The 973-nt window shown below is 48.5% G+C and carries 6 tRNA genes and 1 rRNA gene; all 7 read left to right on the forward strand.

Going from position 1 to position 973, the window contains the following annotated elements:
* The first annotated feature begins 204 nt into the window (after nt 1–204).
* The 7 genes from rrf (at nt 205) to AAHB15_RS29925 (ending at nt 954) form a co-directional block, all read left to right on the forward strand.
* Nucleotides 205–320: ribosomal RNA gene (gene rrf / locus AAHB15_RS29895) — 5S ribosomal RNA — on the forward strand.
* A gap of 41 nt (nt 321–361) precedes the next feature.
* A tRNA-Glu gene (locus tag AAHB15_RS29900) sits at nt 362–436 on the forward strand.
* 39 nt (nt 437–475) lie between these two features.
* Nucleotides 476–551, forward strand: a tRNA-Val gene (locus AAHB15_RS29905).
* A gap of 39 nt (nt 552–590) precedes the next feature.
* A tRNA-Arg gene (locus AAHB15_RS29910) sits at nt 591–664 on the forward strand.
* Nucleotides 665–671: 7 nt separating this feature from the next.
* Nucleotides 672–748: transfer RNA gene (locus AAHB15_RS29915), tRNA-Pro, on the forward strand.
* Nucleotides 749–771: 23 nt separating this feature from the next.
* Nucleotides 772–848 (forward strand) — tRNA-Met (locus AAHB15_RS29920).
* Nucleotides 849–861: 13 nt separating this feature from the next.
* A tRNA-Ser gene (locus AAHB15_RS29925) sits at nt 862–954 on the forward strand.
* The last annotated feature ends 19 nt before the right edge of the window (nt 955–973 follow it).

A 973-nucleotide genomic window follows, 5' to 3' on the forward strand; every position in this document is an offset into this window, starting at 1 on the left:
AACGAAAAGCGGAGGCGACTGTTCAACTTCGACAGACGCTTACGAGCCGCGCACTACAAATCCTGTTCTTGGATTTGTAGAGACGGATCGAAACGGCCGAGAAGTTAGGAGCCGTAGCTGGACAAGTAATAAGTGATTGATTGGTTTTTACGAATTTCTTCTACATTATCTAGTTTTGAGAGAACGATCTCTCAAATAAATAAGTCTGGCAATTATGGCGAGAAGGTCACACCCGTTCCCATACCGAACACGGAAGTTAAGCTTCTCAGCGCCGATGGTAGTTGGGGCTTTGCCCCTGTGAGAGTAGGACGTTGCCAGGCTTTGCCCCTTTGGGGCTATTATTTTGCCAATTTTAGTTTTTGGCCCCTTGGTCAAGCGGTTAAGACACCGCCCTTTCACGGCGGTAACACGGGTTCGAATCCCGTAGGGGTCACCAAAGTTTTTTCGAGACAGCGGTAATAACTTTCATAAATTTGGAGGATTAGCTCAGCTGGGAGAGCATCTGCCTTACAAGCAGAGGGTCGGCGGTTCGATCCCGTCATCCTCCACCATGATTTTTTTACAAAAGTAAAAATAATTGTCAATATTTTGCGCCCGTAGCTCAATTGGATAGAGCGTCTGACTACGGATCAGAAGGTTATGGGTTCGACTCCTTTCGGGCGCGCTTATTACGGGAAGTAGCTCAGCTTGGTAGAGCACTTGGTTTGGGACCAAGGGGTCGCAGGTTCGAATCCTGTCTTCCCGACCAGTCGAAGATTAATAATTGTTTATGGCGGTGTAGCTCAGCTGGCTAGAGCGTACGGTTCATACCCGTAAGGTCGGGGGTTCGATCCCCTCCGCCGCTACCATATTGTTTTTTACGGAGGAATACCCAAGTCTGGCTGAAGGGATCGGTCTTGAAAACCGACAGGCGGGTTAAACCGCGCGGGGGTTCGAATCCCTCTTCCTCCTCCATATTTACTTAGTTTTTTAT

The organism is Bacillus sp. OTU2372, assembly GCF_038440275.1.
Classification (GTDB): Bacteria; Bacillota; Bacilli; order Bacillales; family Cytobacillaceae; genus Neobacillus; species Neobacillus bataviensis_B.